The sequence below is a fragment of the Neorhizobium sp. 05N33 genome, assembly GCF_056397445.1.
Map to the genome: position 1 here is coordinate 35,707 of NZ_JBFTNK010000001.1, position 26,151 is coordinate 61,857.

The following is a 26,151-nucleotide window of genomic DNA, read 5'->3' on the forward strand; positions in this document are numbered from 1 at the left end:
ATGCACAGCTGGCGTCGTCCAAACCATGAAGGCGGCGATAGGACAGGGAGAAGACATAAAGATCACTCCGCATTGTTTTGCACATATAGGAAAATTCTCACGCCGGTGAAATAAAAAATGAACTCATATAGTCTTGAAATAGTGAAAGCCAATTCCGCCTGATATTCTACAGGATATCTACGCAGGTGGTACCAGTACACCGCAATCTATTGCGCGGACGATATTACGTTGTGTGCGAAAGATCTAGTAGTCCCGACTCCCATAGATCTCCTGGGTCGATACCGGAGCCGATCATTTGGTTGCCCGCAAAGTCACACATTTCGTTTGACAAATAAATACAGATATTCAAACATGGCAAAAGTTGTAAAGGTAGAAGTCGCCTGTGAACCGCCTGCAGTGTGATGACCACTGGAGAAGTCGCCGGCAACGGTGAGGATGGAGATATGGCGCAAGAAATGACGAGTCCACCGAGAGTGTGTGTTGCCACCATATCGGGCCGATGGCTGACAGCCCTGCAGTCCGAGTTCTAATAGATACTCTGAGCAAAGATTTTGATCGTGGCGAGAATGACGTGGCGCGTGCGGATCTTCGTCTCTGTCGCCTTCAGCTAGCGCCCAACGTGCCAGGAAAGACTAGTATGCCACCGGATACCGTACTGGATCATACTGCCGATCACGCGAACCCGATTTTTGAAAGGTGGTGGCGGCGCCCATTCTCGGTGTTCCAGACCAACCTGCAGGAAATCGACGCTACGATGGACGTTGAGCAGGCTCTGGATAGGATCGAAGCCCAGGGCGCGACAACATGGTTGCTTAACACTGGGGGTATCTCTTCTTTTTATCCGAGCGATCTGCCCTATCAAACCCGCAATCCGTTTCTTGCGGACCGTCCTTCGGGCGACCTTATTGGAGACGCCGTTTCCGCGGCGAAAAAACGTGGCATCAAAATCTTGTCGCGTTTGGATTTTTCCAAGGTGTCCCGCGGCATCGCGTTAGAGCATCCAGAGTGGTTGTTCGTGTCTCCCACAGGTGCGCCGCAGATCTACAACACCCTCTACAGCACATGTCCAAACCGTGACTATTATCAAATTAGGTCGCTTGATATCCTCGACGAGATAATGGACCGGTATTCGGTTGACGGCTTCTTTTTCAACTGGTTCGACTTCTCTGAAATGGACTACAGTCGCGTCTATCACGGCGTCTGCAACTGCGGGACGTGTCAGGAACGTTTCGCGACGTACTCCGATGGGAAGTGCCTCCCAGATGGTCCAACTCACCCGAACTATGCGCAATGGCTGCATTTCGCTGAGGAGGTTACTACGACCCTCTGCACCCGGATTGCTGCGCATATCAGTTCTCGACGCGCCGATGCGGCGCTGGTCCTGAAGCGTGGCGCTCCGATTGTTTATTACGAGGCGAACAACGCGATTGGTCGCGAGCCCTGGCATCATAATACATCAGAGAACGTTAGCGCGCATATGACCGGGTTGCCAGAGATCTCTCTATTGGTGAACTCGGTATCATTCATTGACATGCCTTACAGAATGTCGGGGGAGCAGCCAGAAATGTTTGCGCAGTACTTGCTGCAGGCTATGGCGCGCGGCGGTAATCCGTCGACCTACATTATGGGGGCGCCAGGGCGTATTCCTTTCGTGAACCTGCCGCTCGCAGGTAATATCGAAAGCTTTCACCGCGACCATCACGCGATATATCGCGGTCTTCGGCCAGCCTCTAACATAGCATTGGTCCGACCCGATCCGGTTCGCCGCTCAGACCCTGATTATCCGCAAAGGGTATCGGAGTTCCGTGGGTTATTCTCTGCAATGACGGAACGTAATCTCCCCTTTGACGTGATAGCCGCCGAGTTTATTTCGAAGATCGCTTCGGAAGGCCGGTTAAGCCAATTCCAAATGATCGTGCTGCCCAATCTCGGCCAAATTGGCTCCAACGTGGCCGAGGCGTTGGATGCTTACGTTCACGCTGGAGGAAATTTGGTGTTGACCGGAAGCAGCGCGACTACCGGTGAGGGCGAAGGCGAGCTTGCTACCGGCCCCTCAGTTATGCGCGTTGGAGAGACGACCACCGGGAGCGAGCTCTGGTCTACCTTCGTGACGGATGTCGAGCAGTGCGAAGCCAACGCTTTTGCTTTTACACCCCGGATCGTGGCGGTCCATGGCGCCTATGCTGATTATATCTGGAAGCCCCGTGCTGAGAAAATCGGATGTCTTTTCCCCCGGGCACCCTTCGGCCCACCCGAAAAATGCTATGGCCACGTGCCAAGCAAACGTCCCGCTGTTGTCCGGCTGGAAAATGGCGGTAGCGTAACGCAATTCCCCTGGACCATAGGTTGTACATATCGCGAATTCGGTACAACCGAGATTCGTGATTTCTTTCTAGATTGTGTAGCCGGTCTTGCGACTCCAGTTGTCACTGCCGATTTGCCCGATCAGGTCGAGATCGTGTTGGGGCGCTCGGAGGCCGGCCTCGTCATTCATCTGATCAATCAGAGCGGTATGCGGACCCGATCCTTCGGGCCCCACCTGCCGATTTCAGGAGGGGTATTGCGAGTTGAGGGACACGGCGGACCCGCTCACCTCTTGAAGTCCGGCACTAAAATCAAAGGCCGTATCGAAAGCGCAGGGGTTGTGTTTGAGCTACCGGAACTCGGTCTCTACGAGGTCCTCGTGCTGCCGGATGTGGTGCATTGACGATTACAGTTCACCCATCCCGGAAGGGTGGGGTGCTATCCCAGACAGCGCCCGCTCGTTCGCGGCGTGCCGCCCGGGGGGCGAGTGGCGTTAATCGAGCATTCGCATGTGAGCGGGGGCTCCCAAAGAACGAAGTCAAAAGTGACAAATAGTGGAGGAGAACGAGATGAAACACTTTATAATCGGCGCATTAGTCGCGATCGCACTGGCAGGACCGGCACAAGCTCAGCAGAAGATCATTCTTGCTACGATCACGTCACCCACATCACATTTCGGTATTGGCGCTGAAGCTTTCTTTGACAAGTTAGAGGAGCTCTCGAAAGGCAAGTTCACCGGTGAACAGGCGCCAGCTGGGCAACTTGGCGGTGAGCGCGATTTAATTGAAGGGCTACAAATTGGGGCGATCGACATGGCAATCGTCTCAACGGGCCCCCTTGGTAACTTTGTTCCAGATGTCTATGCGTTCGACCTTCCGTTTCTGTTCCGCGACTATGATCATGCGCGCAAGGTGCTTGACGGAGAGATCGGTCAGAAGATTCTGAAAAAGGTCGACGACAACAACCTGGTCGGTCTGGCTTGGGGCGAGAACGGCTTCCGGCATATTACCAATAGCACTCATCCGATCCGTAGGCCTGGCGATCTGAACGGCCTGAAGCTTCGTACGATGGAAAACAAGGTCCATATGGCGGCGTTTACTGGCATGGGTGCGTCTCCGACGCCGATGGCCTTTCCTGAGGTTTTCAGTGCGCTACAGCAAGGCGTCGTGGACGGGCAGGAAAATCCTGTAACCGTTATCTCGGCATCAAAGTTCTGGGAGGTGCAGAAATATGCCTCGCTGACGGGGCACGTTTATTCGCCGGCGATCTTTCTCGCGTCTGCCTCAATGTTTGCCGACCTGAATGAAGAAGAAAAGGGATGGTTCTACGAGTCGGCCAAGGCCGGGGTTGCGGCAAACCGAGCCGAGGTCAATCGACTGGAGGACGCCGGCGTTGCCTTAATGCGAGAGAAAGGGATGGAGGTTATCACCGACATCGATAAAACACCTTTCGCCGAATTGGCTGAAAAAGCGTCCTATCCTGTTTACACGAAAGAATATGGCACCGAAACGGTCGAACGGATCAAGGCTGTTCATTAAATCCGTATGCCGTGTACGGGCCGGTGCCTCGAACGCCGGTCCACTTTTCGGAACAGGACATCATATGAAGCTTTTTCTGCGTCTCGAAGCGCTTACTACCCGCTTGGCTCTCGCGCTAGCCATTGCCTTTTTGCTCACGGCCACTGCACTTGCGGTCTATCAGGTGTTAACGCGTTTGATTTTTGGTCATCCCTCGACGTGGTCCGAGGTCATAACCCGGTTTGCGATGATCTGGAGCGTCTTCATGGGGGTGGCGCCCGCTATTCGCGAAGGCGGCATGATCGCGGTAGATATCATCCAGCGTGCGCTGCCGCCGAAGTTTGGCCTCGCGCTCCACATGGTCGCCGCGCTGCTTACAATCGTCTTCTTTGCGATCCTGTTTTGGCAGGGATGGGCGATGGCCGAACGGGTCGCGGGCCAGAAAGTCGCCGCGCTCGATTTGTCAATGTCCTGGGCCTACGCCGCTGTGCCGGTTGCATCCGCCTTCATCGTGTTGGCAGGCGCGGCAAGTGCTATGCGCGCCATTCAAGGTGGGTGGCTCGAGCGTCCGGAGCCATCGAAATGAACACGGCAATCGCTCTTTCGCTCGTTATTTTCTTTTTTGTCGGCGTGCCGATTGCTGTCGCAATCGGTCTGGCATCGATCATCGGCATTGAGGTCCAGGGTCGCCTCCCTCTATTGCTAGTGGCGCAACGGATGTTCACAGGGCTGGATAGTTTCCCGCTGATGGCGATTCCACTTTTCATTCTCGCTGGTAATCTGATGTCAGCCGGAGGCATCTCCTTCCGACTGGTGGAGCTCGCTAAGTCAATAGTCGGTGGCGTCCAGGGCGGACTGGCGGTGTCATGCGTTCTGACCTGCATGCTTTTTGCCTCAGTTTCGGGGTCCTCCGTCGCGACAACCTTTGCAATCGGTGCGATCCTTATACCGGCAATGGTCAAACAGGGATATCCTGCGCCGTTTGCTGCGTCGATACAGGCCAGCTCGGCTGAACTTGGCGTGCTGATCCCACCCTCGATCCCACTCATCCTCTATGGAGTTGCGACCGAAACCTCGATTGGGGATCTGTTTCTTGCCGGCCTCGGGCCGGGTATTCTGGTTGCAGGATCGCTAATGGCGCTGGTGCTGGTTCTATGCCGTATCCGCGGGATCGGAAAACTTGGGAAGGGCGATCGTCCGCGTTTTCTGCCGTCTCTGAGCGCGGCGATGCCCGCGCTTCTTGTTCCCGTCGTCATTCTCGGTGGCATCTATTCGGGAATGTTCACACCTACGGAGGCCAGCGCCGCTGCCGTGTTGGCCGCGGTCGTCGTCGGAGCAATGCTCTATCGCGAACTCAAATTGCGGGACCTCTACCCGATCCTGAAGAATACAGTGCTTGCTACATCGGCGATCATGCTGATTATCTCGGCCGCAGCTCTATTCTCCTTCCTAATCGCCCGGTCCGGCTTGGCCAATGAGATCGCGGCCTTGGTCAAAGGGATGTTCGAAAGTAGGTTCGCGTTCCTGCTAGCAATCAACCTTTTGCTTCTTCTTGTTGGTATGTTCATCGAAACGGCGGCCGCCATACTCGTGCTGGCGCCGATCCTGACACCTATCGCAGTTGCTTATGGGGTCGATCCAGTTCATTTTGGGTTGATCATTGTGGTTAATCTAGCGCTCGGCATGATCACACCGCCTCTTGGGGTCAATCTCTTCGCCGCTTGCGCAGTCGCCAATCTGCCGATCGAAAAAGTCATTCCGCAACTCTTATGGTTCGTTCTGACGGTATTCGCCGCTTTGATGGTAATTACGTATGTTCCGTCGGTTTCGCTTTGGCCCGTGCACTTTATCAAAGGATTGTAATGCGGGTTTGCGACGCCGTCTTGACTTCGGAGAGATTGGCCGATGGCCCACAGGCTGCGGCGAAGTCGATGTCGCCGAGGCCACGGATGCAATCAGTCCTCCAACAGAGGAACCTGCGACGGCTTGTGTTTCACGGTGAAGCCCTCCGGTGGGTGTTTTTTGTTACGCTTATTGCCGTCGGCCGAGGAGGCGGCCCCGCCGTAACAAACCGTAATAATCGCGCAGCAGGAAACGCGGGATCTCGTGAGGGAATTCGCCTCTGCGCAGCGTTAAAGACGCTCGAGGCATCTGCGGGACTGGATAGCGCTAGATCGAGACGGCGGAAGCTGCCATGCTCCCGCACGTTCCCGGCGCGCCTTGTATAACATTGCCACCGGGATTTGAGGGGACGACGAAAGCGTTCGAATGTGGATGTGACTAAGGATACAACGGCGACACAAGGGGTGTTTGTGGCTCCGATCAATTCGCCGGCGGCATGGCATCGAAGATGATTTCTTCTTCGAGCCGACATGCCCAACGGCTTATCCATCATCTTCCGCGGCTGTGCCCGATGCGTCATTGACGGCAATAGCGTCCGAAAGGTCATGCGGCTTGCTGCGGAGGCCATGGGTCTGGACCGCCAGGGCGATAGGGGTTATCTGCATGGCTTGTTGCGATGCTGAAAGCGTCGCCGAAACATCACCGCAGACATCCAAGGCCTCTCAAAGTGAAAAAAGTCCAGCGCAGCTTTGCCGTCGAGTACAGATCGGGCCGGCGAAAACTCAATTCCAATCCGAACTCGATCTGGGGAGACATGGATCTCAAGTCCGTTGCGCAGGATCTGCAGGACGAGGCGATGCCGTTCCTGCCCGAAACTTCCCAGGTTCACAGCACCGGAATGTCTTTCGCCGGAGAACAACGGGCGGCGGCGTTGTTGACACCGCCGATCGAGCAGGAGACAAATGCACCGGCTCTACAGGAGACCATAATGGCCGACGAAAACAATACGATGACTGATGCTGACACGCCGACGGTTGCGGCGCCCGCAACGGTCAAGCCGAAGAGAGGACGCAAGGCAAAGGCTGACGAAGGTGCGCCAAGCGCCAAACGTGCGCCTGTCAAACGTGCTGCGAAGGCGGTGCTGGCAGCGACCGCACCGTCGGTGGCGGCAGTTGACGAGTTTGCGGACCTTCTTCAGCTGGAAGAGGAAAACCAAAGACTGCGCACGCAGTTGGCCGAGAAGCTGCGTGCTGAAAATGCCGATCTGCGAAAGCGGCTCAACCTCGGTTGATCGCCAGCCGTCGGTCGCCGTCGCAATGGAAGGCGATATTCCCGCCAGCGTCTACAAAGGCGAGCTTGGACGGCGCTCCGGTCAAGATGCTAAAGCCGCGCAGCGAGGCTGTGCGTGAGTTCCATAACAAGCGTTACGCCGCAAACGATGCTTCAGCGGTACATTCTATTTTCAAGTGCGACATGCCAATAACATCAATGGCTTCGCCTTGGAGAAATTTGCATGTCGCCCTGCTATTCGCAGCTCACCCTGTCCGATCGCCGCCATCTGTATCAGTTAAAGGAACGCAAGCTGCCGGTTGGTGAGATCGCCCGCCAACTCGGCCGTCATCGTTCGACCATATATCGCGAGCTCAGGCGCAACACGTTTCACGACCGCGAGTTTCCAGATTACACTGGTTACTTCGGCACCATTGCCGACGACATGAGCAAGGAGCGCCGCCGACGGCTGCGCAAGCTCAGACGACATCCACAGCTGCGAGACCTGATTATCGATCGACTGAAGGCCAAATGGTCACCGGAACAGATTGCCGGCCGGCTGTTGATTGACGGGATCAGCCCAGTCAGCATCTGCCCGGAAACGATCTATCGCTTCATCTACTGCAAGGAGGATTATCCACTTGGCCTCTACGAGCACCTGCCTGAGCGACGTCGCCGACGCTTGCCGCGTGGATCCCGCAAGCCGCGTGACGGGCTCATCCCGTTTGAGTGCCGGATCTCGCAACGGCCTGATTTTGTTGATGATCGGTCCGAGTTCGGCCATTGGGAAGGCGATCTGCTGATCTTCAAACGCGAGCTTGGCGAGGCCAACATCACCTCGCTCGTCGAACGCAAGAGCCGCTACACCGTGTTGATCAAGAACCGCAGCCGCCACTCGCGGCCGATCATGGACAAGATCATCAATGCGTTCTCGCCGCTGCCGTCTTTTGCCCGTCGCAGCTTTACCTTCGACCGCGGTACCGAGTTTGCCGGCTTCCGGGCTTTGGAAGACGGGATCGGCGCCAGGAGCTGGTTCTGCGACCCGAACTCGCCCTGGCAGAAAGGTGCTGTCGAGAACGCCAACAAGCGGATCCGCCGCTTCCTGCCTGGTGACACCGACCTATCCAACATCACGCAGCAACAGCTCGTCGACCTCGCCCATCACCTGAATGCGCAGCCACGCAAATGCCTCGGATACAAAACACCCGCCGAAGTGTTCATCGCCCATTTGCGTGAAACAGGCTGATCCCCTACCCTCCAATCGCGTATGTTGCACTTGATGTAGATTCTCCAAGCCGGTTAAGCCGTAATGTGGGTGCCGCGGGTTCGGTTCCCATCAAGGCGAGGGTTCGGCAGCTTTGCGGCCCGAAGTGGGTAGTAGGTGAACGCCTACCGATTGTTCTAGCCGATACAAGTGCTAACCTCATAATAGTGAGCGCTTGTCAAAGCGGGTCCACACGTCGGTTCACCGTTGAGACCTAGCGCGGAAGGGACTCCCTTTGGAGTTTGCTAAATTAAACCCGCTCAGCCGGCCAAGCGGGTTGGGGGTCAGATAAGCGCCTGCGGTCACCAGGCCGTGAAGCCACCGTCCAGAACCAGGTTGGCGCCGGTCATATATGTGGAGGCGTCGGAGCCGAGGAACTGCACGATCGGGCCGAACTCGTCGATCTCCGCCTGGCGGCCCATGGGGACGCGCTCGAGGAAGGCATCAATGAATTCCTTGTCGAAGGAGCCGGTCTTGACGCCGCCGAAGGTAACCAGGTTTACGCGCACGCCCTTTTTCGCCCAGTAGGTGGCAAGATAGCGGGTCATGTTGACCAAGCCGGATTTCGATGCGGCGTAGGAGATCGCCTTGATGAACGGCTTTCCGTCGCGTGCTTCGCGATAGGCATAGAGCGCTTGGTTGGGTGACACGAGACCATACATCGAGCCGACCATGATGATGGATCCGCAGCCGGCTTCGGCCATCTTGCTGCCGATCACCTGGGTGGTCAGCATCACGCCCGTAAGGTTGGTGTCGATCACTTCGTCCCAATATTTCTGCGGATAGTCTTCGAATGGCGCGTTCTGATCAGCGTCGCCATTTGGCTTACTGTCAATGCCGGCGTTGTTGATCAGGATGTGCGGGACGCCCCAGTCGGCAATCAGCTGGTCGGTTGCCTTGATCAGGCTCTCCTTATCGCGCACGCTGGCTTCGTAAACGCGGACGTTGTCGGCGAGTTCGCCAAATTTCTCGACGACCTGTTGGCGCGAGAATGGGCGGCGGCTATAGATCGCGACCTTGGCGCCTGCTCCGGCCAGCGTCTTGGTAAATTGGGTGCCGAGCTGGCCGAGACCGCCGGTCACTACGGCGACGCGATCCTTGACGGAGAATACATCTTTCATTGCAAATTTCCTTTTGTTGAATTGGGGACGTCGGGCAGGACTGTGGCAGGATCACTGGCATCCGGCCCTTGGCCGCGCCGCGTCCAGGCGCGGTGGATGGCAAGCACGAGGATGGTGCAAACCACGATGCCGAGGCCGCCGGCGACCGGCCGCTCGAAGAAGCCAAGCAAGTCGCCGCGGGCAATCTGCATCGACATGATGAAGTTCCGTTCGAGTACGGGTCCCAGAACGAGGCCCAGGATGATCGGGGCGATGGGAAAGCCGTTGCGCTCCAGCAGGTAGCCAACGACACCCGCGACCAGCATGGTCCAGACGTCGAACAGCGTGTTGTTGACGGCATAGGAGCCGACAAAGCAGCACAGCAGGATCATCGGCACGATGACGGCGCGGGGTACCGACAGAACATGCCGCGCACCTTTGATGGCGAACCAGCCCAGCGGCAGCAACAGCAGGTTGGCGACGAAAAACGTCAGGATGATTGCCGTCGGCATTGTCGGGTTTTCGATGAACAATCGCGGGCCGGGCGAAACTCCCTTCATGAACAGAACGCCGACCGCAATCGCAGTGACCGCGTCACCTGGGATCCCGAACACCAGCGCCGGGATCCAGGCGGAGGAAAGCCCGGCATTGTTGGATGAGGTTGCCTCTACCAGTCCTTCCGGGTGGCCGGTCCCGAATTTCTCCGGCGTCTTGGAGAACTTGCGGCTCATGCCGTAGGCTATCCAGGCCGCAAGATCACCGCCCACGCCTGGCAACGCGCCGACGGCGGAGCCGAGTGAAGTGCCGCGCACGACGCTCATTGGATACCTGCGCAGCAGCGCGAACATACCGCGATAGGGCTTGATGTCGCCCACCTTCGGCGCTGGCGGCAGCTCACGCTCCAGAGCGGTGAAGCCCCGGATGATTTCCGACAGGGCGAACATGCCGATCATGACCGGGATGAAGCTGATGCCGCCCGAAAGCTCCAGTACGTCAAAGGTGAAGCGCGGCTGGCCTGTGGTCACGTCGAGTCCGACTGTTGACAACAGTAGGCCGATGACAAGCGAGACAGCACCCCTGACCGGATTAGCGGAACTGACCAGTGCGCATGTCATGAGGCCGAGCGTCGCCAGCCAGAAGAACTCGAAGCTGGAGAAGTTCAGCGAGACCTGCGCTAATGCCGGTCCAGAGACGAGCAGGACAGTGGCGCCGATCAGGCCGCCGAGGGCGGAGAAGAAGAAACCGAGCGACAGGACCTCTCCGGCCTTGCCCTGCCGGGTCATTTCGTAGGCCTCCTCGGTATAGGCGGCCGAGGCCGGCGTGCCGGGTATGCGGATCAGGGCTCCGGGAATGTCACCCGCGGTGATCGCCATGGCCGTGCTGGACACGATCAGCGCGATCGCCGCCAACGGCTCCATGTAGAAGGTGATCGGCACCAGCAGAGCTGTCGCCATGGTGGCAGTCAGTCCCGGCAGCGCACCTATGAACAGGCCGTAAACAGAGCCGATCAGAATAGCGAGCAGCACGCTTGGCGCCATCACCATAAAAAAGGCCGTCTCGAAAGTTTCGAAGCTCATCATAGGAATGCTCCCAGAGGCCCGGCAGGAAGTTCCACATGCATGATCCTGGTGAAGCTCAGATGCAGCGCCAAGACGAACAGCGGTGCGACAATGGCGATGGTGAGCGGTCGGGCACCCATCAGAACCATCAGCACGGTCATGAAGATCAGGCCGATCAGCGGGAAGCCCACGGACTGGAACAGCAGCGTTGCCGCCAGCAGGGCACCAATGGTCCAGATCGCCGTGAGCCGTTTTCGCAGGGACACCTCCCACTCGCTGGTATCGACCAGCGGTTCGGTCAGGGGCTTCGACCAGGCTTTCCAGCCAAGCAGCCCGCCGAAAAGGATCAGCGCTCCACCTGTGATGGACGGCATGAGGTCAGCGCCGAAGCGGACTCCGGGCACTTGCGGCAGGTCGGCGGAGGCGATGATCACGCCTCCGCCGAACAAGATCAGCCCGGGGCCGATCAGTCTTTCGCTGAGTTTCATGTCAATGTCTCTTGCTGTGGCCGCTACTTGGCCAGACCAACCGCTTTCATGGTCTCGCTCAGTCCGTCATGAGCGGCCTTTACGGTCGCGGCAAAGGTCGGGGCGTCCTGATAGGCAACGGAGAAGCCGCGCGAGGTCATGAACTTCTTGAACTCTGCGTCCTCTGTGATTTCCTTCAATGCGGCGCTGACCTTCTGTACGACGTCGTCGGGCAGGCCCTTGGGTCCGGCCAGGCCGCGGAAGGGAAGAGGCGACCACTTGATCCCGAGCATTTCGTCCGAGGTCGGAAGGTCGGGATAAAGCGGGCTGCGCTCGCTCGAGATCATCGCGATGGTCTTGGCTTGGTTAGCCTCAACGAGCGCCTTTGCTTCGGCGGGCGAGGTGGAAACCACGGCAATGGCGCCAGATGTCAATTGCTGCAGCGCCGGCGCTGAGCCATCCGAAGCAACCCAGTTTGCGGCAACGGGATCGATGCCCGCCTTCTGCAGCAGACCGACCCAGGCAAGATGCGAGAGACCGCCACGGTTTGCGCCGGAAGCTGCGACGCCCCCCGGGTCAGCTTTGACGGCTTCGATCAGGCCCTTGAGATCTGAATAGGGGGCGTCGGGGCGGATATTCACGGCAATGGCGTCGGCGTTGAAGCGACCTATGAAGGTCAGGTCCGCAGGCGTCACGCCCTTGAGGCCCTGCGCTTCGTACATCGCGCTTTCGATGGTGACGACGCCGAGCGTATAACCGTCGGGCGCGCCTTGGACGATTGCAGAATGGCCAACGAGGCCGCCACCGCCGGTGCGATTCACGACATTGAAGGGCTGACCGAATTTCTTCTGCAGGCCCTCGGCCACAGCCCGGGCGGTGGCATCGGTGCCGCCGCCAGCTGCCCACGGTACCATCACGGTGACGGCCTTCTCCGGCCACTCGGCCATGGCGACGCCAGCACTCAGAACCACTGCCACGCCAGCCACTCCGGCTGCGGCATGGCGCCAGAACTTATTAATTAAAGACACGATGTCTCCTCCCGTTTCCCTGTTGCGTGCGGCGCTGCGACTATCCTCCCGCTGAACCGACACTTGACATATGACTTATGACATAAGTACTGTAAGCGCATGATTGGTGATGCGTCAACCACTTCGCTCAATCTGCAAAAGGTCAAAGCGAAACACGACTGCGGGAGCCCGACATGATGACTGCTGAAACATCCACAGTTCCGAAGCGAGACCGCCTGCACATCATGGTGGCATCGGCGCTGGAGGCCAGCATTCTGAGCGGCGAGTTGAAGATCGGCGACAAGCTGGATTCCGAAAGCGCAATCGCCAAGGAGTTCGGTGTCTCCACCCGCGCCGTGCGCGAGGCAATCCACACGCTCGAAACCAAGGGTCTCCTGTTGCGTCGTCACGGTGAGCGCACGACCGTGGTGCGCGAGGACGTGAACGAGTTTCTCGATACGCTGGCCGTGACGGTCCGTCAGCGGTTGGCGGCGGAGCCGGAATATCTGCAGCAGCTGATGGTGGCGCGTCGCATGATCGAGACGGAGATCCTCGAAATCGTCTGCGCGTCCGATGCGCCGATCGCTCCTGCGGTTAAGGAGAATCTGGATCGCATGCGCAGGGCGCGGGATGAAACGGACTTCTCCGGTTTCGTAGAGGCCGACGCGGCCTTTCATTTGGCCATCGTCCACTCGGCGGGCAATCGCATCCTGTCGATCATCTATGACAATTTCGCCAGCCTCATTAGTGAAGTCATCCAGGTAACGAGCCGTGTGCCGACCAAGTCGCTTGACGAGGCCTACGACGAACACGCCGCGATCTATCAGATGATCAGCGACCACAACGAAATTGGGGCAAAGGCGTTGGTCCGCGCCCAGATCGACAACAGCGCGAACTACCTGCGCATTGCCATTGAAAAAGCATCCAAGGGAGGAAAGACGTAATGCCTGATTTTGACTATTCCGATGTCGACTGGAGCGCGATCGAGCGCCTGAAGAATTGGTATTCGGGTGACGTGCACGACAGCATGGAGGCGCTCGGCCTCTGGGGACATCTGGAAGGCATCAAGTTGCTGGGTGCCTTGGCGGAAGGAGAGGTGATCTGCGGACCGGCCGTGACTGTGCTTTTTGGTTTGTCAGACCGCAAAGGCGAGCCACAGGACGTCTATCACAATGCTGTCGACAACGCGCCGAAGGGCGGGGTCCTCGTCTGCGAAGCTTCCTGTGCGCCGGGCTCCTGCTCCGGCGAGCTAATGAGTTCGGGCGCCAAGACACGCGGTGCGGCGGCCACGATCGTTAACGGCACGGTACGCGACCTCGCACAGGTCCGAAAACTCGGCTACCCGTTATTCGGCACCGAGCCGAGCCCGGTCGGCGTGACCGGAAAGAAGGAACCAATCGAATCGCAGATCCCGATCAAGATCGGCCGCGTCACCATTAAACCCGGCGACGTGATCTTTGGCGATGTAGATGGTGTCGTCTGCATCCCGAAGGAGCACCTGGCCGCTGTCGCCGACCAGGCCGACACGCTTGGAAAGCATGAGACCGTGGCCAGAGATCGTATCTTGTCGGGCGAGAAGCTGCAGTCTGTCTGGCCGGTCTAATCCGGCCAAATGCGAAGTGGCGGTGACGTTAGCACGGCCACTTCGCTGTCGGGACAGCTCGATAGTTTCGATTGAACGGTCCACTTCGAATTCGAATGAGATCTTGACCCGGCCCAGCCTCAAAGTTTTCAGTAAGAACTGGCTCTGACGCGCTTCAAGGCCAGGGACTTCGCGAATGCGTGCAGGCCCTCGGTCTCAAGCACATCCGCACCAGACCCTACACACCCAAGACCAACGGCAAGCCGAGCGCTTGATCCAGACGGCCTTGCGCCAATGGCCCAAAGCATGCGCATATCCATCCTCACAACACCGAAATCGCTTCTACCCGACGGGACGCTTTATGTACGATGGCGTCGCCCCCACGGTAGCCTAAGCTCCGCAATTCGTCTCTACAAAATATACAGCGCAAAGGGCTACTCCAGGCGGGAGCCGTTTGACGACATTTGGCCGATGCAGGAGCCGACATTGCTCGCGGACGTGTTCAAGGCATTGGTCGATGCGGGACAAGTCACAAAAGAAGATTTGCGTGAAGATCTACCACTGTTTCCGCACGACGTCGAAAGTCTGACAGGTCTGCCATCCGGATGGCTAAGCCTGCAGGCTGCGAGAATCGTGGAGCTTAAGCCCGTCGCGACGCCGCGGGACAACCTCGGAGGGGCAAGAGGAGAAGTAATTCCGATCAAACGAAACAGCGAGTGACAACGCCATTTGACCCACCATATCCAGCCGCTTGTTAAATATCGGAAATCATTGCTGAGCGGACGACATCTCCACCGTGTCGACGGTTCGAATACGTTCAAGGCGTGCAAGCCTTAAGAACCGTGAAACCTTCGATAGGTTGGTGGATGAGATTTATGCGTCCAACAACCATTGCGCCTGTGCGGGTCCTAAGTGTCAAAACCACTCCCAGCATCATAACCACCGCCAACATCATGCCGGATTCAGAAACGCCGGGGCTGACCGCGAGAGTCACAGCTCAAAAGGCACCACGCCAAGATGCGACATCGTGAGGTAGCCGCCGCCAACATCGACGCGCGGAACCATAGAAAGCAATGCCGCTAGGTCGATCGGAATGTCGGCCGCAAGTGCCCCTGTGACGGTCGAGACCATAGCAGGCCGGCAATAAATGAATTTCTTCATCGCCGTCTCCTTACGAAATGGCGCGCTTTAGCGGAGGGACCAAACGGATCATCACCTGATCGATCGTGACCATTGCCAGGATGGCGAGGCCCATAAGGGGAAGGCGAGCGCGAAAATCGCCGCGACGATCCACGCGCCAATATGGACCGAGCGCTGACATGGGCGGAACACCAACACGAGCTGCGTTGGATCTATTCCTGACTAGGAGCGGAAAATGCTCTTGACGTCGATGTTATCGATAACATAGTATATGATGGTGGCAGCAAGCTTTGGGAGGAGCAGGGGTGGACAATCGCAAACTCATCGAGTTCCAGAACATCACCAAGGTATTTGGTGGCACTCGCGCCCTCGAGAACGTCTCCATCGATTTGCTCCCTGGCGAGATCCTGGCGCTCCTCGGCGAAAACGGCGCCGGAAAGTCGACGCTGATCAAGACGCTCGCCGGCATCTACAGGCCGGATAGCGGCCAAATCCTCTTTCGCGGTGAGCCTTACAGTCACCGCCCGCCGAAACCCAACACGCGTCAACCCGTTGCCTTCATCCATCAGGATCTCGGTCTGATCGAATGGATGACAGTCGGCGAGAATGTTGGTTTGGCGCAGGGCTTTTCCATGCGTTCGCGGCTGATCGACTGGCGCGGAACGGAAGATCGTGCCCGCGAGGCGCTGGCACTGGTCGGCTGCGACTTCGACCCCAGCACCCGCGTCCAGGACCTCACCCGCACGGAAAAATCGCTTGTTGCAATTGCCCGCGCGCTTGCCGTCGAGGCGGACGTTCTGGTTCTCGACGAACCGACCGCAAGCCTTCCAGCCGACGAAGTCGAGCGGCTGTTCAACGCCATTCGTCCGTTGAAGGAACGCGGCGTTGGCATGATCTACGTGTCGCACCGGCTGGACGAGATTTTTCGCATCGCCGACCGCGTCGCAGTCTTGCGCGACGGCAAGCTGGTGGGCCAGCGGCCAGTCAGCGAGACGGGGCCGGACGACCTGATCGAGATGATCGTCGGCCGCCCGGCCAACCAGCTTTTCGTCAAGGCCGCCTGCACACCTGGCAGGACCGTCCTTGCAGCGAAAAACCTGACCTGCGCCGGCACAGGACCCGTATCCTTCGATATCCGCCGAAACGAACTTCTGGGCCTTGTCGGACTGCGCGGCGCCGGTCAGGAAATCATAGGCCGCACCCTGTTTGGCTGCGAGGCATTTGGCGGCACCATTCACCTGGACGACGAAACCCCGGACCTTTCGAGCGCCGTCGCAGCGATGAGATCCGGCATCGGGTTGATCGCCCGCGACCGGGCGGAGGAATCTGTTGCGATGTCGCTGTCGCTCCGGGAAAACACTTTCATCAACCCCGGTGCATCCGGCCGTGGCTTGTTCTCTTTCCTGTCGCCGGCCGAGGAGGCCAAGCGGGCCCGCAAGATCGGTGAAGCGGTAGGGTTGCGCCCGAACGACCAGAGACTTCCAATCGAAGCCCTTTCAGGCGGCAACCAGCAGAAAGTCGTCGTCGGCCGCTGGTTAGTCACGGCTCGCAAACTGCTAATCGCCGAAGACCCGACCGCCGGCGTCGATGTCGGAGCCAAGGCTGAGATTTACAAACTGATCGCCCAAGCATTGGAAGCCGGTCTAGCCGTCGTTGTCGTGTCCACCGATTTCGAAGAAATCGCCCACATCTGCCACCGCGCGCTGGTGTTTTCGCGCGGCCGCATCGTCGCCGAACTTCAGGGTGAGGCCCTGACCACATCCGCCGTCATTTCCGCCGCTTCGGCATCGGAAGCGGCCTAGACCGCAAGCCTTGTAGACCACAGGAGCCACGAACCATGCAATCGATCGAATCCACGGCGCTTGAGCCGACGCGCGGCGAACTGGCCGGGCTAACCATTGGTCAGAAGATCGCTCGCTATGTCCCAGTTTATGGTCTCGTCATTCTGACAGTCTTCCTGATCCTCCTGTTTTCGGTCCTGCTGCCCGCAACCTTCCCGACCCTGCTGAATCTGCGCTCGATCGTTTCGGACAAGGCGATCATCGCACTTCTGTCATTGGCGGCGATGATCCCGATGGCTTCCGGTCGCATCGATCTCACGGTAGGCTACGGCATCGTGCTCTGGCATATTCTGGCGATCAGTCTCCAGACCATGTTCGGTGTCCCGTGGCCGATCGCTGTTGCCATTGTGCTGGCTCTCGGCGCCTTCACCGGTTTCCTCAATGGACTTCTGGTCGAGGTGGCGCGGATCGACAGTTTCATCGCCACGCTTGGCACCGGCACCATACTCTATGCGCTGGCGCTGTGGCATACCGGCGGTCGGCAGGTGGTGGGTGTTCTGCCCAATGGTTTCTATGCGCTCAACGGCACCATGTTGTTTGGTCTGCCCATCACCGGCTTCTACGTTATGGCCATTGCCGTCACGCTCTGGATCATCATGGAATATCTGCCGATCGGCCGCTATGTCTATGCCATCGGTGCCAATCCGAAGGCGGCTGCGCTAAACGGTATCCCGGTCCGCCGCTTCGTGATCGGCGCCTTCGTTTCTTCGGGGACGCTTGCGGCGCTTGCTGGCGTCCTGCTCGCCTCGAAACTGCGCATCGGCCAGGCAAGCGTAGGGCTGGAATACCTGCTGCCGGCGCTCGTCGGTGCCTTTCTCGGCTCCACCACGATCAAGCCCGGTCGCGTCAATGTCTGGGGCACGATGATCGGTGTCGTCATTCTGGCGGTTGGCATCTCCGGTATTCAGCAGATCGGCGGTTCATTCTTTGTCGAGCCGCTCTTCAACGGTCTCACCCTGCTCGTGGCTATCGGCATCGCCGGTTATGCGCAGCGCAAACGGGGCGCAGCCGGCAAGGCGGCGGTCCCCGGCCCGTTGCCCGCAAAAACGCAGACAAGCTGACGAAAAAGGTTTCCACGAACCGCACTATCTTCAAGGGAGGAAAGAATATGCAACGCAGAACACTGATCCAGAACTCGGTCGCCATGCTGGCACTGATGCTGGCGGGCCCGGCGCTGGCCGATGCCATGGCCAATGCCAAGACCGTGGTGGACAAATACGCCACCCGCGTCACCGCTTGGGACGGCCCGAAGACCAGCCCCAAGGCGCAGGAAGGCAAGACCATCGTCGTGCTGGCCGGCGATCTCAAGAATGGCGGCATCCTGGGCGTGACCACCGGCGTCGAGGAGGCCGCGAAGGCAATTGGCTGGGAGGTCAAGGTGCTGGATGGCGCCGGCTCGATCGGCGGCCGCACGGCAGCGTTCGGCCAGGCACTGGCCCTGAAGCCCGCCGGCATCATCATCAACGGCTTCGATGCCGTCGAGCAGGCCCCGGCCCTGGAGCAAGTGAAGGCTGCGGGAATTCCGCTCGTCGCCTGGCATGCGGGACCAGTCATCGGCCCCGATAAAAAGACAGGTCTCTTCGCCAATGTCAGCACCGATGCCATGGAAGTCTCCAAGGCGGCGGCCGACTACGCCTATGTCGATGCCAAGGGCAAGCCGGGCGTGATCATCTTCACCGACAGCACCTATGCCATCGCCATCGCAAAGGCTGACAAGATGAAGGCTGAGATCGAGGTACTCGGCGGCACGGTTCTCGCCTATGTCGACACGCCGATCGCCGAAACGTCGCAGCGCATGCCGCAGCTGACCACGTCGCTGCTGCAGAAATACGGCGACAAATGGACCCACTCGCTGGCCATCAACGATCTCTATTTCGACTTCATGGGTCCATCGCTTGCAGCCGCGGGCAAGGGCGGCACCGATGCACCGATCAATGTGGCAGCCGGCGATGGTTCGGAATCAGCCTATCAGCGCATCCGTGCCGGTCAGTTCCAGAAGGTGACGGTCGCCGAACCCTTGAACCTGCAGGGATGGCAGCTCGTCGATGAGCTGAACCGCGCATTCGCCGGCGAAACTTGGTCCGGCTACCTATCGCCCTTGCACGTCGTCACGTCGGGCAATGTCGAGTTCGACGGTGGACCGAAGAACAGCTTCGACCCAGATAACGGCTACCGTGACGAATACAAGAAACTCTGGCGCAAGATGTAACAACCGTCTCCCAAACAAACTAGGCACTGCGAATGGTGCCCATTTTTTCAGTTTCTAACAGACACCCCAATAAAACTCCCTGACGGATCAGCTGGAAACCTGCAACTAGATTTTTTCTGTGGTGTTGCCCTGGACCAAATGCAGCGCTGCTTGCCATGACCTGCTGGGGTGAGCGTTCGCGTTCCGAAGCATGTCCAGTAGCGCGCGAGCGGCCGTCTCTCCGATCGCCTCTCGCGGCGTATCGATCGTGGTGAGCCGGGTGCGCACCGTATTGGGAATGGACGTACCGTTGAACCCCACTACCGAGACCTGGCCCGGGACAGCTATACCCGCTTCGTGAAGATATGACAGGCCGCCCAACGCCATTGCGTCATTCAGGAAGTGGATGGCCTGTACGTCGGGATGCGTCCGCATGAGTTGCTCCGTCAAAACGCGCCCGGTCGCGGCCTGTCTCGGTTTCCGCTCGCACGTTACGCTCACCAGGGCGATGTCGGCGGCGGCAAGCGAAGACTGCAGTGAGAGATAGCGGCGGCGGGCACAAAGATCCTTCTCCAGCTCGGCACCAACGTAGGCGATCCTCTGCAAGCCACGCGCGAGAAAATGCATTGCAACGAGACGGCCTGCCTCCGCATGGGATGGGCCTGCCCCGAAATCGAGGCCGGAGTTATCGCAATCCCAAAGCTGAATGGCTGGGCAGTTGCGGTTTTCAAGCAACCTCATGGAAGCGGCGCTCCGCTCCATACCGCCATTCAGCAAAAGTCCGGCCGGCTGAAACGAGAGCATTTCACGAATAAGATCGGCTTCCACGATCGGGTCGAAATGCGACTCGCCGATGAACGTTTGATACCCATTCGGTCTGAGCACCGCGTTCACCCCGCTGAGCACTTCGGAGAAGACGATATCGCTGATCGAGGGGATGATGACCGCCACCATACGGCTTCTGCGCGAACTCAGCGATCCTGCGAGGCTGTTGGGCAGATATCCTAATTCGTCCGCCGCTCGCCTGACTCTCGCTCGCGTCTCCTCTGAGATGCTTCCGACGCCCCGGATCACCTTTGAGACGGTCATTCTGCTGACGCCCGCCCTGGCGGCCACTTCAACAAGAGTGACGGTCTTCGCGCGTTTCTGCCTCACATATTTCTCCTCTTTGCAGGGATGCACAAACAGACTTGACGCTCCCGATTGTTATCGATAACATCAATTTAGGTTAGCGATAACCCCATAACGCCAGATGCGACGGTTTTAAGTCCGGGCAGGCGGTTTGGGAGGAGAACGACGCTCCGAAGGAGCGGAACTGCGAGCTCGCGACCGTGAACGCATGCTCCGTGGCGAGATGCCTTGCAGCAATCATTATGACAAGTGGAGGAAGAACGATGAAAATCTCAAACTATGTACGGACGACGCTGACTGCGATCGGAATAGGAATAGCAAGCCTGGCCGCGACTGCCGAGGCTAGCGCGACGACGCTGAACGACATCGTGTCGCGCGGCTCAGTCCGGATAGGTGTCCTGACCGGTGCACCGCCTATGGGGATGGTGGACGAGAAGGGCAACCCGACAGGTTATGACGTCGACGTCGCCAATCTGATTGGCGGGTATCTGTCGTTACCCGTCGAACTTGTGCCGCTCACCCCGCCCGCCCGCATTCCCGCACTTCAGACAGGCAAGGTCGATTTCCTCGTCGCCACACTTGCGCCGACCGGCGAACGGGCGAAGACCGTCATGTTCACGCAGCCGTACAGCGCCTTCAACATGGACATCATCTCCGGCCCTGACCAAAAGTTCGCGAGCCTTGCCGATCTCAAGGGTAAGCGCGTGGCGGTCAATCGCGGTTCGTCGCAAGAGACTGCGCTACGAAAGGCCGCGGTACCCGGCATGCAAATCGTCGTATTTGAGGACGACTCCACCAGCGCGCAGGCCCTCATCGCCGGACAGGCCGATGCAGTTGCGCTGCCTTCGACAGTGGGTGAAGCGATCATCAAACAGCGCCCGGACGCCGGACTGCAGGTTGGCTTCACCTTTTTCCAGCAGGGCAACTCGATGGCGACCAAGATGCAGGATTTCGAACTGCGCCAATGGCTGAACACGGCGATCTACCTGATGAAGATCTCCGGTGACCTCGACAAGGTTGCAACCAAATGGACAGGCCGTCCAATGCCGACGCTTCCGTCCTTCTAAGTGGGTTTGCGTGAGAGCCTGCCGGCGGAACCGTCGGCGGGCCACGAAACATCGACGGAGCTCGCTTATGTCCTATACGTTTCAATTCGGCGTGCTTGCACAGTATCAGGATGAAATTCTGAACGGCATCTGGCTGACGATCAAACTTTCAGTCCTTTCGATCCTTCTTGGCTCGGCGGCGGGCGTCGTCCTTGCCTCTATCCGCTCAGTGAAAGGCGGCGCCGCGCGATTTCTTGTCGATGCCTATGTCGAGATCATTCGCAACACCCCATTCCTGGTCCAGCTTTTCATCGTCTATTTCGGTCTACCCGGCCTCGGCCTGCGCGTCGGCGCCGATACAGCTGCGCTGATCGGTATGACGATCAATCTTGCCGCCTATTCGACGGAAATCATCCGCGCCGGAATTGAGGCGGTGCATAAGTCACAGATCGAAGCAGGCGAGGCGCTCGGCTTCACCCGCTTTCAAATCTATCGCCACGTCATCATCGTGCCGGCGATCGCCAAGGTCTATCCGGCGCTGTGCAGCCAGTTCGTGCTGATGATGCTGGCCTCGAGTATCTGTTCGGCGATTTCGACGCATGAACTGGCAGCTTCGGCCGCCTTTGTTGAATCGCAGACCTACCGGTCGTTCGAGGTCTATATCGTCGTCACGCTGATCTATCTGGCGCTTGCGCTTGCGTTGCGTGCTTGTCTGGCGCTCGTCGGTATGTGGCTGTTCGGCCGCCGTGTCGCCCGCCGTACCATGACGTCCCTGCCGGAGGTACAGGCATGACGCTTAGAACATTCGGTTTCAATGAATTCGGTTTCCTGCTGCAAGCACTGCAATGGACCATCGTCCTGACGGTCATTGCACTGATCGGGGGCGGTCTTCTCGGCTTTGCCGTGGCACTTGCCCGCACCTCGCGCACAAAGGCGGTGCGTATTGCTGCCGGCACTTACATCCAGGTCATCCAGGGCATTCCTGTTCTGATGATCCTGTTCTTATCCTATTATGGCCTGAGCCTTGCCGGATTGGAGTTGCCGCCGCTGATTGCCGCGGGTGCATCGATGACGATCTACGCATCGGGTTACCTGGCGGAAATCTGGCGTGGCTGCATTCAGGCAGTGCCGAAGCAGCAATGGGAGGCGTCGGAGTCCCTCGCCATGACCCGGCTGCAACAATATCGCTACGTCATCCTGCCGCAGGCTGTCCGCATATCGCTGCCTCCCACCGTCGGTTTCGCGGTGCAGGTGGTCAAGAACACCTCAATTACCTCAATCATCGGTTTCGTTGAACTCGCTCGCGCGGGGCAACTCATCAACAATGCGACGTTCCAGCCCTTCCGCGTCTTCGTCGCGGTTGCAGTTCTCTATTTCGTCGTCTGTTACCCATTGTCCCAGCTGTCGCGTTGGCTGGAAAGGAGGCTCCATGCCGGAAGTAATCGTTGAAAAGGTTCACAAGAGCTTCGGTGCGCTCGAAGTTCTCAAGGGCGTCTCGCTCAGTGTCGGGCGCGGAGAGGTCTTCGCGCTGATCGGTCGGTCAGGCTCCGGTAAGAGCACGCTGCTGCGCTGCATGAACGGTCTGGAAAAGATCAATTCCGGCCACGTGGAAATTGCCGGCCACACGCTTGGGGGAGATGCTAAAGCATTGCGCAGCCTGCGCACCGATGTCGGCATCGTCTTCCAGAGCTACAACCTGTTTCCGCATCTGACTGTCGGTGAGAACATCATGCTTGCGCCACGCATCGTGAAGGGCATAGCAAAGGCCGAGACGCAGAAAATCGCCCGGGAGGTGCTGCAGCTCGTGGGCCTCCTGGAAAAGTTCGATTCCTACCCGGATCAGCTTTCCGGCGGCCAGCAGCAGCGGGTGGCGATCGCCCGTTCGCTTGCCATGCGGCCAAAGGTGATGCTGTTCGACGAAGTGACCTCGGCGCTCGACCCGGAACTGACCGAAGAAGTGTTGACGGTGATGGAGACGCTCGCTCGCGACGGGATGACCATGATCCTTGTAACGCACGAAATGGCGTTCGCCCGAAGGGTGGCGACGAAAACCATCTTCATGCACAAAGGTACGATCTGGGAAGAGGGGCCGTCCAAGGAGCTCTTTGCCAATCCGCAAACACAGGAGTTGCGGCAGTTCGTGAAGTCCGACGTTAAGTAACCGGGTTAAAGCGCATCAAACATCCTGCCGCCGCAGGGCAAGCCCCTCAGGCGGCAGGAGCAGATCGGGTTGGGTGGTGGACGCCGCACCTTGTCGAATGTTCGCTTGGTATCGCAACAGCAAGGGCCGGGGTCGTCAGCGACTGGTCTCTCGCAGGATCAAGTCCGGCCGGATCGTCACGCGTCCCGATTCATTCGCCAGCCGTCCGTCCAGGACGTCGATAATGAGCTTCGCCGCCTTTGTTCCGATCTCAGCCGCGAACGCGTTGATTGTGGTCAGGCTGGGAACGCAGATTGCGCCGATCTCGTAGTCGCCAAAACCACCGATCGCGATTTGTCCGGGCACCGCAAGGCCGCGACGTTGACATTCCGTGAGCGCGCCAAAGGCGGAAAGGTCGGAGACGCAAATCACCGCCTCGGTGTCAGGAAATTGTTCCAGCAGCCGTCCCATCGCGTTCGCGCCCTCCCGCATCGAAATCGGCGGAGGGCCGGCAGCAATCAGGCGTTCCGCATCCAGACCGTGATCCTTTATTGCGGCGATGAAGCCGGCCCGGCGGTCGGTGCCACGCGTGTCGCGGTCGGCGTCACCGCCAATGAAGGCGATCTTTCGATAGCCGGAAGAGACGAAGTGATTGACCATCTCGCGCACCGCGAGTGCATTGGAGAAGCCGACGACGTGACCGATCGGCTCTTCAGGAAGGTCCCAGGTCTCGATGACCGGGATTCCCGCGTTCGACAGGAGCTTGCGGGCGCGTGGGGTGTGTTTGCCCCCCGTTACCACGATCGCTTCTGGCTTGCGCCGCAAGAGCTGCTCGATGAGCCGTTCTTCTTCCTTCGTGTCGTAGTTGGTGTAGCCGAGGAGGATTTGCAGACCCCTCTCCGCGAGGCCATCGCTCAGCGAACGTACCGTATCGGCGAAATTGGCGTTGTTGATTGAAGGAATGGTGACCGCCACGAAGTCAGTGCGTTGCGAACGCAAATTTGCGGCGGTGCTGTCGAAGACATAACCGAGTTCCTCCGCAGCACGCAGCACGGCTTCGCGGGTTTCCTGGCTGACGGAGGCGTCCTGCTTGAAGGCGCGCGACACCGTCATCGGCGACACGCCGGTGCTGCGTGCAATGTCCGCCATCGTGATTGGCTTGCGAATATTATGCATTTTGGCCCATGTTATCGTTATCACCGGCACTACAGCGAGTTTGTCGCAGGATTGCAAGCCCGTTGTGGCGTCGCTCGTGATTGGACGGGAGCAAAGCTTGATGCGGCGGAAACAAAGAGAAGCGAAGCGTTGAAGGGCCTCGCTTGTCGGGGCATCTTGCGGGCTACAGTGGGAATTCGTTTGCCTGTGTCACATGGTGGTGAATGCGTCCGTCGAAGAACCGGGCTAGGACTTCTTCCGTGGCCGCCTTGGCAGCAGTGCGGGCTGGACTCGCCAACGCCGTCTCAACCGTCGCAAGATCGGGATAATTGATCGCAAGGATCATCGGGATTTCCGGCGCCCCTTCGTCCCGGGCATCCGCAAAGGTCACTCTTACTTCGAGCGCACCTGGGAAGGCTTTCCATTTTGGCAGGATATTCTCCAGGACGGCGGTCCGAAACGCTTCGGTCTGACCTTCCTTCACCGTTCCTTCGAAGAGAGCATAGCGTGTGATCATTGTGCGATATCCTTGTTGGGACCCTTGAAAAATTCCATCAGAGCGGCCTGATCCTCACCACCGAGGCCGGCGGCCGTCAGCATCCGATGCACTTCGGCGCAGGTAGCTGTGAGTGGCATGGCCGTGTTGGTCAGGCGTGCAAGATCCTGCGCGCCGTTCAGATCCTTGACCATGTTGTCAATCCGGCCGGTGCGCCGGTAGTCCTTGGCAACGAATCGCGGCATGTATTCCTGCAGGATGGCGCTGTCGGCGCGGCCACCCTTCAGGGCCTGCGGGATTTTGGCGGCATCCACGCCAGCGTCGAGCGCCAACTGCGTGGCTTCGGCCACCGCCAGAAAATTCAGGCCGCAGAGAACCTGGTTGATCAATTTCGTCGTCTGGCCAGCACCTGAAGGCCCCATGTGGGTGTAGTTCGAGGCGACATGTTGCAGCACCCGATGCGCGTCTGCGACATCCTGTTCTTTGCCACCTGCCATCAGCGTGAGCTGTCCGACCAATGCTTTTGGAGCGCCGCCCGAGAGGGGACTGTCGACCCAGCGCAAACCAACCTCCGCAGCGTCCGATGCCAGCGCCTTCGTTGCTTCCGGATCGATGGAGGACATGTCGATGACGAGCGTTCCGGGCGCGGCACCTTCGGCGACACCACCGGTGCCAAAAACAGCCAGCCTCACGATCTTTGGAGAATTGAGGCTGAGGATCACGTAGTCCGAAACGGACGCTGCCTCTGCCGCACTCGCTGCGGTTTTTGCACCCTTGCCCACCAGCTCTTGCACCCTGGCCTTGTCCAGGTCAAAGACCGTCAAGTTGTTGCCGGTCTCCAAGAGCCGTGCGCCGATAGCTCCGCCCATCGCTCCGGCGCCTATCAATGCAACTCTGTTCGTCATCCTCGCATTCCTCCCAATTGTGCAATAATCTTGTCGACGACCCCGTCGAGCGGCTCGTCGATATCCACAGTGATCGCATTTTCCTCCGACCCCGGCGGTTCGAGCGTCGAAAACTGGCTTGCCAGCAACCCCTGCGGCATGAAGTGCCCCGATAACCTCGGGCGTGCCCGAAAGATGGATGAAAATCACAGGCGCTCC

General features: G+C 58.7%; 26 protein-coding genes and 1 pseudogene. 17 read left to right on the top strand and 10 right to left on the bottom strand.

Annotated features, from left to right (window positions below; genetic code table 11):
• Window positions 1–637 precede the first annotated feature (637 nt).
• The 6 genes from AC1DLT_RS00145 to AC1DLT_RS00170 all read left to right on the top strand — a co-directional run bounded on the left by AC1DLT_RS00145 (window position 638) and on the right by AC1DLT_RS00170 (window position 8,178).
• On the top strand, window positions 638–2,707 hold the full coding sequence (locus AC1DLT_RS00145) for an alpha-amylase family protein (protein WP_436112797.1): 2,070 nt from the start codon (window positions 638–640) through the stop codon (window positions 2,705–2,707).
• Window positions 2,708–2,873: 166 nt separating this feature from the next.
• Window positions 2,874–3,842, top strand: coding sequence for a TRAP transporter substrate-binding protein (locus tag AC1DLT_RS00150; protein WP_436112796.1), 969 nt, complete (start codon window positions 2,874–2,876; stop codon window positions 3,840–3,842).
• Between the two features lie 64 nt (window positions 3,843–3,906).
• A complete protein-coding gene (locus tag AC1DLT_RS00155; protein ID WP_436112795.1) occupies window positions 3,907–4,407 on the top strand; it encodes a TRAP transporter small permease in 501 nt (166 codons plus the stop codon).
• Window positions 4,404–5,684, top strand: a complete 1,281-nt coding sequence (locus tag AC1DLT_RS00160; protein WP_436112794.1) for a TRAP transporter large permease — start codon at window positions 4,404–4,406, stop codon at window positions 5,682–5,684. Before AC1DLT_RS00155 ends, AC1DLT_RS00160 begins: the two co-directional genes overlap by 4 nt.
• Before the next feature lie 706 nt (window positions 5,685–6,390).
• Window positions 6,391–6,954 carry a transcriptional regulator gene (locus AC1DLT_RS00165; RefSeq protein WP_436112793.1) on the top strand — a complete coding sequence of 188 codons (564 nt, stop codon included), beginning with the start codon at window positions 6,391–6,393 and terminating at the stop codon, window positions 6,952–6,954.
• Between the two features lie 222 nt (window positions 6,955–7,176).
• Window positions 7,177–8,178 (top strand): IS30 family transposase, encoded by a 1,002-nt coding sequence (locus AC1DLT_RS00170; protein ID WP_436112792.1) that lies wholly within the window; start codon window positions 7,177–7,179, stop codon window positions 8,176–8,178.
• 320 nt (window positions 8,179–8,498) lie between these two features.
• On the opposite strand, the gene AC1DLT_RS00175 is transcribed toward AC1DLT_RS00170, so the two are convergent.
• From AC1DLT_RS00175 to AC1DLT_RS00190, 4 genes are read right to left on the bottom strand one after another with little or no spacing between them, the layout of a single operon-like run.
• On the bottom strand, window positions 8,499–9,317 hold the full coding sequence (locus tag AC1DLT_RS00175) for an SDR family oxidoreductase (protein WP_105427080.1): 819 nt from the start codon (window positions 9,315–9,317) through the stop codon (window positions 8,499–8,501).
• On the bottom strand, window positions 9,314–10,876 hold the full coding sequence (locus AC1DLT_RS00180; RefSeq protein WP_436112791.1) for a tripartite tricarboxylate transporter permease: 1,563 nt from the start codon (window positions 10,874–10,876) through the stop codon (window positions 9,314–9,316). The genes AC1DLT_RS00175 and AC1DLT_RS00180 overlap by 4 nt, the downstream gene beginning before the upstream one ends.
• Window positions 10,873–11,343, bottom strand: coding sequence for a tripartite tricarboxylate transporter TctB family protein (locus tag AC1DLT_RS00185; protein ID WP_105403653.1), 471 nt, complete (start codon window positions 11,341–11,343; stop codon window positions 10,873–10,875). Before AC1DLT_RS00185 ends, AC1DLT_RS00180 begins: the two co-directional genes overlap by 4 nt.
• 23 nt (window positions 11,344–11,366) lie before the next feature.
• A complete protein-coding gene (locus tag AC1DLT_RS00190; RefSeq protein WP_436112790.1) occupies window positions 11,367–12,350 on the bottom strand; it encodes a tripartite tricarboxylate transporter substrate binding protein in 984 nt (327 codons plus the stop codon).
• A 173-nt stretch (window positions 12,351–12,523) separates the two neighbouring features.
• On the opposite strand from AC1DLT_RS00190, the gene AC1DLT_RS00195 reads away from it, so the two are divergent.
• The 4 genes and pseudogenes from AC1DLT_RS00195 (at window position 12,524) to AC1DLT_RS00210 (ending at window position 14,631) form a co-directional block, all read left to right on the top strand.
• Window positions 12,524–13,273: a FadR/GntR family transcriptional regulator gene (locus AC1DLT_RS00195; protein ID WP_105427083.1), complete on the top strand. Its 750-nt coding sequence runs from the start codon at window positions 12,524–12,526 to the stop codon at window positions 13,271–13,273.
• Complete coding sequence (locus AC1DLT_RS00200) at window positions 13,273–13,932, top strand: RraA family protein (RefSeq protein ID WP_105403650.1); 660 nt, start codon at window positions 13,273–13,275, stop codon at window positions 13,930–13,932. The genes AC1DLT_RS00195 and AC1DLT_RS00200 overlap by 1 nt, the downstream gene beginning before the upstream one ends.
• 153 nt (window positions 13,933–14,085) lie before the next feature.
• A pseudogene (locus tag AC1DLT_RS00205) lies at window positions 14,086–14,310 on the top strand (integrase core domain-containing protein); the annotation flags it as partial.
• Between the two features lie 87 nt (window positions 14,311–14,397).
• Window positions 14,398–14,631, top strand: coding sequence for a hypothetical protein (locus AC1DLT_RS00210; protein ID WP_477485468.1), 234 nt, complete (start codon window positions 14,398–14,400; stop codon window positions 14,629–14,631).
• Window positions 14,632–14,901: 270 nt separating this feature from the next.
• Here the strand turns inward: AC1DLT_RS00210 and AC1DLT_RS00215 are convergent, their stop codons facing one another.
• On the bottom strand, window positions 14,902–15,072 hold the full coding sequence (locus AC1DLT_RS00215; protein ID WP_436112789.1) for a hypothetical protein: 171 nt from the start codon (window positions 15,070–15,072) through the stop codon (window positions 14,902–14,904).
• Window positions 15,073–15,356: 284 nt separating this feature from the next.
• Between AC1DLT_RS00215 and AC1DLT_RS00220 the strand changes: the two genes are divergently transcribed.
• From AC1DLT_RS00220 to AC1DLT_RS00230, 3 genes are read left to right on the top strand one after another with little or no spacing between them, the layout of a single operon-like run.
• Window positions 15,357–16,853, top strand: coding sequence for a sugar ABC transporter ATP-binding protein (locus AC1DLT_RS00220; protein WP_436112788.1), 1,497 nt, complete (start codon window positions 15,357–15,359; stop codon window positions 16,851–16,853).
• Window positions 16,854–16,888: 35 nt separating this feature from the next.
• Window positions 16,889–17,953 carry an ABC transporter permease gene (locus AC1DLT_RS00225; RefSeq protein WP_436112787.1) on the top strand — a complete coding sequence of 355 codons (1,065 nt, stop codon included), beginning with the start codon at window positions 16,889–16,891 and terminating at the stop codon, window positions 17,951–17,953.
• Between the two features lie 47 nt (window positions 17,954–18,000).
• Window positions 18,001–19,101 carry an ABC transporter substrate-binding protein gene (locus AC1DLT_RS00230; protein WP_105403723.1) on the top strand — a complete coding sequence of 367 codons (1,101 nt, stop codon included), beginning with the start codon at window positions 18,001–18,003 and terminating at the stop codon, window positions 19,099–19,101.
• A gap of 105 nt (window positions 19,102–19,206) precedes the next feature.
• Here the strand turns inward: AC1DLT_RS00230 and AC1DLT_RS00235 are convergent, their stop codons facing one another.
• Window positions 19,207–20,235: a LacI family DNA-binding transcriptional regulator gene (locus AC1DLT_RS00235; protein WP_436112786.1), complete on the bottom strand. Its 1,029-nt coding sequence runs from the start codon at window positions 20,233–20,235 to the stop codon at window positions 19,207–19,209.
• Window positions 20,236–20,474: 239 nt separating this feature from the next.
• Between AC1DLT_RS00235 and AC1DLT_RS00240 the strand changes: the two genes are divergently transcribed.
• The 4 genes from AC1DLT_RS00240 to AC1DLT_RS00255 all read left to right on the top strand — a co-directional run bounded on the left by AC1DLT_RS00240 (window position 20,475) and on the right by AC1DLT_RS00255 (window position 23,418).
• The gene (locus tag AC1DLT_RS00240; protein WP_436112785.1) at window positions 20,475–21,278 is read left to right on the top strand and encodes a transporter substrate-binding domain-containing protein; all 804 of its coding nucleotides are present in this window, start codon (window positions 20,475–20,477) and stop codon (window positions 21,276–21,278) included.
• A 67-nt stretch (window positions 21,279–21,345) separates the two neighbouring features.
• A complete protein-coding gene (locus tag AC1DLT_RS00245; protein ID WP_105403720.1) occupies window positions 21,346–22,050 on the top strand; it encodes an amino acid ABC transporter permease in 705 nt (234 codons plus the stop codon).
• Window positions 22,047–22,706 (top strand): amino acid ABC transporter permease, encoded by a 660-nt coding sequence (locus tag AC1DLT_RS00250; protein ID WP_436112784.1) that lies wholly within the window; start codon window positions 22,047–22,049, stop codon window positions 22,704–22,706. The genes AC1DLT_RS00245 and AC1DLT_RS00250 overlap by 4 nt, the downstream gene beginning before the upstream one ends.
• Window positions 22,687–23,418 (top strand): amino acid ABC transporter ATP-binding protein, encoded by a 732-nt coding sequence (locus tag AC1DLT_RS00255; RefSeq protein ID WP_105427522.1) that lies wholly within the window; start codon window positions 22,687–22,689, stop codon window positions 23,416–23,418. Before AC1DLT_RS00250 ends, AC1DLT_RS00255 begins: the two co-directional genes overlap by 20 nt.
• Before the next feature lie 135 nt (window positions 23,419–23,553).
• On the opposite strand, the gene AC1DLT_RS00260 is transcribed toward AC1DLT_RS00255, so the two are convergent.
• The 4 genes from AC1DLT_RS00260 to AC1DLT_RS00275 form a co-directional block, all read right to left on the bottom strand.
• On the bottom strand, window positions 23,554–24,573 hold the full coding sequence (locus AC1DLT_RS00260; protein WP_436112783.1) for a LacI family DNA-binding transcriptional regulator: 1,020 nt from the start codon (window positions 24,571–24,573) through the stop codon (window positions 23,554–23,556).
• Between the two features lie 163 nt (window positions 24,574–24,736).
• Window positions 24,737–25,069: a hypothetical protein gene (locus tag AC1DLT_RS00265; RefSeq protein WP_105403716.1), complete on the bottom strand. Its 333-nt coding sequence runs from the start codon at window positions 25,067–25,069 to the stop codon at window positions 24,737–24,739.
• Window positions 25,066–25,953 (bottom strand): NAD(P)-dependent oxidoreductase, encoded by an 888-nt coding sequence (locus AC1DLT_RS00270; RefSeq protein WP_105403715.1) that lies wholly within the window; start codon window positions 25,951–25,953, stop codon window positions 25,066–25,068. The genes AC1DLT_RS00265 and AC1DLT_RS00270 overlap by 4 nt, the downstream gene beginning before the upstream one ends.
• Complete coding sequence (locus AC1DLT_RS00275) at window positions 25,950–26,093, bottom strand: hypothetical protein (protein WP_477486000.1); 144 nt, start codon at window positions 26,091–26,093, stop codon at window positions 25,950–25,952. The genes AC1DLT_RS00270 and AC1DLT_RS00275 overlap by 4 nt, the downstream gene beginning before the upstream one ends.
• Window positions 26,094–26,151 lie beyond the last annotated feature (58 nt).